Annotated in this window: 6 protein-coding genes, 1 tRNA gene and 1 pseudogene; 6 read left to right on the forward strand and 2 right to left on the reverse strand. The window is 46.7% G+C overall.

Going from position 1 to position 8,358, the window contains the following annotated elements:
* Nucleotides 1–70: 70 nt before the first annotated feature.
* Nucleotides 71–152, reverse strand: a tRNA-Tyr gene (locus tag HMPREF1548_RS25535).
* Nucleotides 153–209: 57 nt separating this feature from the next.
* Nucleotides 210–2,366 (reverse strand): glycoside hydrolase family 13 protein, encoded by a 2,157-nt coding sequence (locus tag HMPREF1548_RS25540; RefSeq protein ID WP_021639666.1) that lies wholly within the window; start codon nucleotides 2,364–2,366, stop codon nucleotides 210–212.
* Between the two features lie 492 nt (nucleotides 2,367–2,858).
* Between HMPREF1548_RS25540 and HMPREF1548_RS29255 the strand changes: the two genes are divergently transcribed.
* From HMPREF1548_RS29255 to HMPREF1548_RS25570, 6 genes and pseudogenes are all read left to right on the forward strand, one after another.
* Nucleotides 2,859–3,077, forward strand: coding sequence for a hypothetical protein (locus HMPREF1548_RS29255; protein ID WP_008979746.1), 219 nt, complete (start codon nucleotides 2,859–2,861; stop codon nucleotides 3,075–3,077).
* A 128-nt stretch (nucleotides 3,078–3,205) separates the two neighbouring features.
* On the forward strand, nucleotides 3,206–4,150 hold the full coding sequence (locus tag HMPREF1548_RS25550) for a DUF6017 domain-containing protein (RefSeq protein WP_021639668.1): 945 nt from the start codon (nucleotides 3,206–3,208) through the stop codon (nucleotides 4,148–4,150).
* Nucleotides 4,151–4,186: 36 nt separating this feature from the next.
* Entirely contained in the window at nucleotides 4,187–4,660 is a 474-nt protein-coding gene (locus tag HMPREF1548_RS25555) for a PcfB family protein (RefSeq protein WP_021639669.1), read from the forward strand.
* Nucleotides 4,657–5,640: pseudogene (locus tag HMPREF1548_RS25560) on the forward strand (type IV secretory system conjugative DNA transfer family protein); the annotation flags it as partial. The gene HMPREF1548_RS25555 and the pseudogene HMPREF1548_RS25560, both read left to right, overlap by 4 nt.
* Nucleotides 5,641–5,700: 60 nt before the next feature.
* Nucleotides 5,701–7,572, forward strand: a complete 1,872-nt coding sequence (locus HMPREF1548_RS25565; protein WP_021639671.1) for a recombinase family protein — start codon at nucleotides 5,701–5,703, stop codon at nucleotides 7,570–7,572.
* 242 nt (nucleotides 7,573–7,814) lie between these two features.
* On the forward strand, nucleotides 7,815–8,336 hold the full coding sequence (locus HMPREF1548_RS25570; RefSeq protein WP_021639672.1) for a hypothetical protein: 522 nt from the start codon (nucleotides 7,815–7,817) through the stop codon (nucleotides 8,334–8,336).
* The last annotated feature ends 22 nt before the right edge of the window (nucleotides 8,337–8,358 follow it).

Here is an 8,358-nt window from a genome sequence, read left to right on the forward strand (position 1 = left end):
TGTGTCTGCCTATTCCACCATACCCGCAGACCATCCACCGCCGCAAATATCAATTTACGTCAATGAATAATGGATGGAGGTGGATTCGAACCACCGAAGCAATTTGCAGCAGATTTACAGTCTGTCCCCTTTGGCCACTCGGGAATCCATCCATTTATAGCCGCCGGAGACGACACTCCGTCTCCGACAATATACATTTAACCATACCTTTATAGGAATTGCAAGAAATTTTTTCGGTTCGATTTCATTTCTTCGCTCCGCTTCACGGGTTCGTTCCGATGCTGCAGTATAATTCCCGAAACCGGAGGCAGTGTCACCGTTATTTTTCCCGCTTCCACCACATATTTTACCGGATCCGTATAGAAACCGTCATTGCCTGTGAGGAGCAGTCTTGTCATTTCCGCCTCTTTCGGTATTCCCAGCTCCCAGACGGAAAGCTCCTTTGTCATCTCATGGTCATTGTTATTAATAAGGATCAGTGAATGGTTATCCCTGGTAAAACGGGCATAGCCAATCATATTATAATCCGTAAGCATCCACTTGATGGAGCCGGTTTTGAACTCCTGGTTTTCCTTGTGCACCTTTATTGCCGCTTTGTGGTAGGCTATCAGCTCCTGATCTTCCCTTCCCCAGGGATAGGTCCTGCGGTTATCCGGATCCGTAAAGCCGCACAAACCCGCTTCATCTCCATAATAAATGGTTGGCGCGCCGGGCCAGGTCATCTGGATAAGAACCGCCTCACGCATCACCGCCTTGTTCACTCCCTGGTTTGCGGCATCCGGTCCCAGTGTGTTCATACGTCCCACCTTCTTATTGGTACGGGTGAGGAACCGGGAATGATCGTGGTTGGAAAGCTCATTCATGGCAACCTGAATGGAAGGTGTGGCAAAGCATGCGCTGTGGTAGCCCATGGCGCCCCAGAAGCTTTCCGCATTGCCGAGCAAATCCTGACGGTAATCGTCACTGTGCTTCTGCATTCCCGTCAGGAACCAGGTTACCGGTTCCATAAAGGCGTCGTAATTCATCACCGTATCCCACTGGTCACCCTGCAGCCAGGAGGATGGATCGCCGTAATGCTCCGCCAGAATGATGGCGTTGGGATTGGCGCTTTTCACACTTCTGCGGAAATCCCGCCAGAAACGGTGGTTAAAATCAGGGGAATGGCCCAAATCCGCCGCTACATCCAGCCGCCAGCCGTCCGCATTGAAGGGTGGCGAAACCCATTTGGCGGCAACCCGCATGATATATTCATACAGCTCCCTGGAGCCTTCATAATTCAGCTTCGGCAGCGTATCATGCCCCCACCAGCCGTCATAAGTGGGATTATAGGGGAACCTGTATTCGTCATGGAACATGAAATAATCATGGTATGGGCTGTCTCTGTCTATAAAAGCGCCCTTGGCATACCCTTCCCGTCCTTCATAAATACGTTCCCGGTCCAGCCATTTGTTAAAGGAACCACAGTGGTTAAATACACCGTCAATGATAACCCGCATGCCTCTCCTGTGGGCTTCCTCCACAACCTTGATAAAAAGCTGGTTGCTGGCCTCCAGGTTCTCCTTATTCGTAACACGGTTGATATAACGGCCGGCGAAGCGGTTCTCATGCTGCCAGTCCGGCAGAAGCTCCCCTTCCTCGCTGACGATTTTCCCCACATGGGGATCAATATAATCGTAATCCTGTATATCGTATTTATGGTTGGAGGGCGATACGAACAGGGGATTAAAATAAATAACATCAATCCCCAGATCCTGCAGATAATCCATCTTATCCAGAACACCCTGCAGATCCCCTCCGTAAAAATTCCGTACATCCATCTGTGCAGGATATGCGTACCAGTCCTCTACCTTCCTGGATTTATCCCCGATATAATGATACTCTCCTGTGAGGACATCATTGGTCGGATCCCCGTTGCAAAAGCGATCCACATAAATCTGGTACATTACCGCGCCCTTTGCCCAGGCCGGTGTGGAAAAACCGGGGATGATGCTGAAATAATAATGCTCCTCCGGCTGCTTGACAACTCCTCTTGAATCGTAATAGCACCTGGCTTTTCCTGATTGTGCTTCAAAATAGTACGTAATCTTCTCATTATCCAGCTGCTGCCGATGTTCGTAATAGTCAAAAAGAGAATCTGACGACGCTTTAAACATCAGATTCTTCTGTCCCTGACAAATAAAGAACACCCTGTCCAGGTTGTTCTTTTTGGCTCGGAAGGTAATGGTTACTTCACTGTATGGCGCCGGTTCCGCCGGTGATATAAAATTTTCCGTTGTATCACTGAACAGAGCCTTTTTGCTGAGAATCGGCCGCATGCTGCTGATGTACTGATGCTGCTCTCCGCGCAAAAACCGTTCAAAATTCATATTTTAACACCCTTGCTCTCATGCATCCGCAGCACTGCCGCAAATGCCTAATTTTAGAGTACTTCTTTACCCATTGTAGCGTAAAAATCTGCTACATTCAAGCCCTTTTACGCTTCATTCTGTAACACCTCACTCCGTAAGTTACTGTTCACATCCCGCCCGGGCTAAAGCCGTCGCCGCCCTGTGTCCGTGTCCCCGTGCCTGTCTTCCTGTGTCTGTCTTCCTGTATCCGCCTGACACCATACTATGCACAAGCCGGCATCCCTGAAAAATTGCAGTAAAAAAGACAGCTTTTTAAGCGCGGTGAGATAAGAAAACAAGCAAAAACCCTTATATCATCGCGTTTATGGACAGCGGGCAAACAGGTTACAAGTGAATAACCAAGCAAAAGGGACGTTATCGAGAGATAGCGTCCCTTTCTGCATACTACGCCGCAGCTTCAAAGAAGTTGTGGCGTTTTTTTATGCCCGCAGGAAAGGAGGTACAGCCGGAATGTATTTCACAAAGGGCAAGCAGCGGGCGTTTGAACTGCTCATGCAGCAGAAACCGGGATTTGACCGCTATCAATCCGGTTGTGCCGGAGATGATGAAGATTGCGGCACTTGCCGTTTCTACCGCCCCGGGTGGAAATATGAGTTTTGCGTTTTCAAAGAGTGTCCCTACTGCCCCGGCAAAAGGACGCGGAAAACGCCCGCCAGCATGGACAAATAGACGGGCAAAAGCCCTTGTGCCATGCGGCTTTGCAGACGCGAAAACGGCAAAGGGCATATTGCAATACCAAAACCGCCGAAAACGGCTTTCTAATTGTCCACGCAGACCAAGAGAGGAAGTGATGAAATATGGCAGTTTTCAGAGTGGAGCGAAATACGGGATATACCGTTATGAGCAACCACCACTTGCGCAATAAGGAACTCACCTTAAAGGCAAAAGGCTTGTTGTCGCAAATGCTTTCGCTGCCCGAAGATTGGGATTATACCCTTGCGGGCTTATCTCACATCAACCGCGAGAAGATCGACGCAATCCGCGAAGCGGTCAAAGAACTTGAAAAAGCCGGATATATCGTCCGCAGCCGGGAACGCGACGAGAAAGGACGTTTGCGCGGCGCGGATTATGTCATATATGAGCAGCCGCAGCCCAAAGAGCCGGAAGCAGCTACCAGCAGCGAAAAGCCGCCTACATCGGATTTACCTACATTGGAAAATCCAACATTGGATAATCCAACGTTGGAAAAACCTACGCAGGAAAAACCTACGTTGGAAAATCCAACGCAATTAAATAAAGATATATCAAGTAAAGAACAATCAATTACTGATCTATCAAGTACCCATTCCATTCCTTTCCATTCCCTAAATCCCTTGCCTTATGAGCAGGACGAAGCGGCTACGCCGCCGGAAAGGAAAAGAACGGAAGCGAAAACAAACAGTGCAATAGAGATTTATCGGGAAATCATCAAAGAAAACATCGACTATGACATTCTCATTCAAGACCCCAAAATGGATAAAGACCGTTTGGACGAGATTGTAGAAATCATGCTGGAAACCGTCTGCACAGCCCGAAAGACAATCCGTATCGCCGGGGACGACTACCCCGCCGAACTTGTCAAATCAAAGTTTATGAAGCTGAACAGCAGCCACGTTGAGTTTGTTTTGGACTGCATGAGGGAGAACACAACCAAAATCCGCAACATCAAGCAGTATCTAAAAGCGGTGCTGTTCAACGCGCCGAGTACCATTGACAGCTACTATACCGCCCTTGTCAATCACGACTTTTACGGCAGCAAATGAGCATAGCCGCAGTTTACCGGGAAAGGAGTTGATACCTTGCAGGAAGAAGTAACCCAAAAAACGATTGCCCTATACGTCAAAGTGGGAAAAGGCGCGGCGCGGCTTACCGAACAGGCGTTACAGAAAGCAATCCAAAAGTTTTTGGAGCAGAAAAGCAAAGCACCGCATGGGAAACAGACCATGCGGCAGCTTATGAAGCAAAATGCGGGGGTTTCCAACATCGAGATCACCGACAGCAATATCAAAGCCTTTGAGAGTACCGCGAAGAAATACAACATAGATTTTTCGCTGAAAAAGGTTAAGGGCGAACAGACCCGTTACCTTGTGTTTTTCAAAGGCAGGGACGCGGACGTTATGACCGCAGCGTTTCAAGAGTTTTCCGCAAAGAAGCTGAACAGGGATAAAAAGCCCTCTATCCGCAAAGCCCTTGCCGCAGCAAAGGACAAGGCGAAGCAGCTTAACGCCGCCCGCGACAAGGTAAAGAAAATAGACAGGGGGCGCGAGATATGAAGCAGATAAACTACAAAAAGCTGATAATCCCGAATATCCCGTATGTGTTCTTTGTCTATCTCTTTGATAAGGTGGGACAGGCGGTGCGGCTTGCCCCCGGCGCGGATATTTCCGAAAAGATACTCAATATCACACAGGGATTTTCCGAAGCGTTTTCAAATGCCTTGCCGAGCGTTCACCCGTTGGATTTGCTTATTGGCATTGTGGGCGCGGTGGTTATCCGTCTGATTGTCTATTTCAAAGGGAAAAATGCCCGCAAATACCGCAAGGGCGCAGAATACGGCAGCGCACGTTGGGGCAACGCCGAAGATATAAAGCCCTACATCGACCCGGATTTTCAGAACAACATCATTTTGACGCAGACTGAACGGCTTACCATGAACAGCCGCCCTAAATCACCGAAATACGCGAGAAATAAAAACGTCGTGGTGATCGGCGGCAGCGGCAGCGGCAAGACAAGGTTTTTCGTAAAGCCTAATTTAATGCAGCTTCATTCTTCCTACGTCTTGACAGACCCGAAAGGCACCGTCCTAATCGAGTGCGGAAAGCTGCTGCAACGGGCAGGCTACCGCATTAAGGTACTGAATACGATAAACTTTCGGAAAAGTATGCACTATAACCCCTTTGTCTATATCCGCAGCGAAAAGGACGTGTTAAAGGTTGTCAATACCCTTATCGTCAATACCAAAGGCGAGGGAGAAAAAAGCGCGGAAGATTTTTGGGTGAAAGCCGAGAGGTTATTATATTGCGCGTTGATCGGCTACATTTGGTATGAAGCCCCCGCCGAGGAAATGAACTTTACAACGCTGCTTGAACTTATCAATGCAAGCGAAGCACGCGAGGACGACGAGGAATACCAAAGCCCCGTTGATCTGCTCTTTGCCGATTTGGAAGAACGCAGCCCCGACCATTTCGCGGTGAAGCAATATAAAAAATACAAATTGGCGGCGGGTGTTGTATGCTCTAAAAGACTTCTTAATCAAGCGGTTGGGAAGTCTCTTAGAACACACAACCTAAAATCGAAGAAAGGAGCGTAAGCCATGAGAAGAAACGAAAAAATCACTGCTCTTTATGAGCGATTGAGCCGAGACGATGACCAGCAAGGCGAGAGCAACAGCATATCGAACCAGAAGAAGCTGCTTGAAGAATATGCTGACCATCAGGGCTTTTCTAACACAGTCCATTTTACTGATGACGGTATCAGTGGTACTTGCTTTGACCGTCCCGGATTTCTGGCAATGATGAAAGAAGTGGAAGCTGGAAATGTGGAATACCTTTGTATCAAGGACATGAGCCGACTGGGGCGTGACTATCTGAAAGTCGGTCAGATTATGGAGATACTGCGTCAGCGTGGTGTCCGCTTAATTGCCATCAATGACGGTGTGGACAGTGCCAGAGGGGACGATGATTTTACCCCGTTCCGCAATATTATGAATGAGTATTATGCCAGAGATACCAGCCGCAAAATCCGTTCCACTTTCCAGTCCAAAGGCAAGTCCGGCAAGCACCTCACAGGTACAGTCATTTACGGCTACCTCTGGAATGAAAACAGAACTCAGTGGTTAGTTGATCCAGAAGCAGCCGAGGTGGTAAAGCGTATCTTTGCCATGACGATTGACGGTTTTGGACCGTATCAGATTGCAAAGAAGCTGTCAGAGGAAAAAATCTTGATACCATCTGCTTACCTTGCACAGTTTGGAGAGGGTGTGAACAAAAACAAGACTTTCAAAGATGTGTACGGCTGGGGAGCTTCTTCCGTTGTAGAAATCCTCAAAAAGCGTGAGTATCTGGGGCATACAGTCAATTTCAAAACACGCAAGCATTTTAAGGACAAGAAAAGCCATTATGTGCCGGAGGACGAATGGACGATTTTTGAAAATACCCATGAGCCAATCATCGACCAGCCAACTTTTGACCTTGTGCAGAAAATCCGAGGAAATGTCAGACGCTACCCTAACGGCTGGGGCGAAGCTGCTCCCCTCACTGGCTTGCTTTATTGTGCCGACTGCGGTGGCAAGATGTATGTCCACCGTACTAACAACGGCAAGCGTATTTCTCAATATACTTGTTCCCAATACAGCAAAGTCCCAGTCGGAAAGCTCTGCACCACACAGCACCGTATCAATGAGGATGTGGTACTCTCCCTTATCTCTGATATGCTCAAAGCCATTGCCGAATATGCCAAGCATGACCGAGCCGAGTTTGTCCGGGTGGTACAGAAAGCACAGTCCAGCCAGCAGACCACAGAAGTCAGAAAACAACGGACACGCCTTGCCACCGCCAAGCAGAGAGTTTCTGAGCTGGAAGTGCTGCTCTGTAAGATTTATGAGGACAATGCTTTGGGGAGACTGCCGGACAGCCGATATGAAATGCTGGACGCTCAATATGCAAAGGAGCAAAGTGAGCTGACCGCTGAAATTTCTACTCTGGAAAAGGCGGTTAAGGGCTATGAAAAGCATGAAAAGGACGCTGACCGATTTATCGCTCTGATTGATAAATACGAGAATTTTGACACGTTGACCGTTACCATGCTCAATGAATTTGTTGAGAAAATCCTTGTCCATGAGCGTGACCGCAAAGGCAGCCGAGACACAACACAGGAGGTTGAGATTTATTTCAATTTTGTTGGGCGTTTTGTTCCTCCGGCATTTGGAGAAGTGGAGCTGACATCAGAGGAATTAGAGGAAATCCGTAAGAAAGAGGAGCGCAAGGACAGGCTTCATCAGAACTATTTGAAGCGTAAAGCTAACGGCAAGCAGAAAGAATATGAGGAACGCACCAAAGCCAAGAAAAAGGCTGAAATCGAAGCCAGAAAAGACGCTATCCGCACCGAGGATATCGCAAAGGGCGTATTTATCCCGGTGAGCAGTTTACCGCAGAGAGAGCCACAGAAAGGAGCTAAGACCACATGAAACTACCCTATACTAAACAAGAAGATTATCTCATCCCAAATATTATGATTGATATGTGTTTTGTGTTGCTAAACCGAAACAGTATAATTTGTCTATTTTGCCAACTTGAATTTATTAAAGTAAATATGATATAATCAATATGTACAAAGAATGTGCGCTCTAAATTACGAAAGTGGTGATTCCGATGGATATAGAGATTTGCTGTTTATTTTTTAATCAATTAATAGAAGGAGGTCTTTATAATGAAAAAAATATTATCTCTCATTCTCGTATTGGCAATGACATTTTCCTTATCTACAACTGCATTAGCTGCTGATTCCACTACTTCTTCTATATCCGAAAATGAAGCTGTTGAATTAGCTCGTTGGTTTATTGCAAATGATATTTATGAAAATGGTAATAACGGATGGAGTGAAAGTACTGTCATAGATAGCGTAACTACTGATTCTGGCTTTTATGGAAGTAGTTACATCGTTAACTTGTCCGCTAATGGAAAAAATAATGGTTATATCGTTTTAGGAACAACAGTTGCAGATGTTCTGATTAAAGAGTTTTCGTATTCAGGAAAACCTTTATTTGTAGATTTGCAACCTATTAACGGGGGTACTGCGGCTTATCATTCTGATAATTCCGTTTTTTCGGTTGATAATACGAATGAAAATATGCCATTTTTGGAGAAAATTCGTAATACTCCGTCGCTATTTACTTCCGATAATAACTATGGACAAATTACAAATCCTTACCAGCATGTAAATGATAATTAGTGCCTGCTGATTAAGCTTAAAT

Origin of the sequence: Clostridium sp. KLE 1755, from assembly GCF_000466465.2 — a bacterium.
In the GTDB taxonomy this organism is placed as follows: Bacteria; Bacillota; Clostridia; order Lachnospirales; family Lachnospiraceae; genus Eisenbergiella; species Eisenbergiella porci.

Excerpts from the sequence above, each read along its gene's own strand:
- HMPREF1548_RS29255 (WP_008979746.1), top strand. The coding sequence starts at position 2,859 with ATGTATTTCACAAAGGGCAAGCAGCGGGCGTTTGAACTGCTCATGCAG.
- HMPREF1548_RS25550 (WP_021639668.1), top strand. The coding sequence starts at position 3,206 with ATGGCAGTTTTCAGAGTGGAGCGAAATACGGGATATACCGTTATGAGC.
- HMPREF1548_RS25540 (WP_021639666.1), bottom strand. The coding sequence starts at position 2,366 with ATGAATTTTGAACGGTTTTTGCGCGGAGAGCAGCATCAGTACATCAGC.
- HMPREF1548_RS25565 (WP_021639671.1), top strand. The coding sequence starts at position 5,701 with ATGAGAAGAAACGAAAAAATCACTGCTCTTTATGAGCGATTGAGCCGA.
- HMPREF1548_RS25570 (WP_021639672.1), top strand. The coding sequence starts at position 7,815 with ATGAAAAAAATATTATCTCTCATTCTCGTATTGGCAATGACATTTTCC.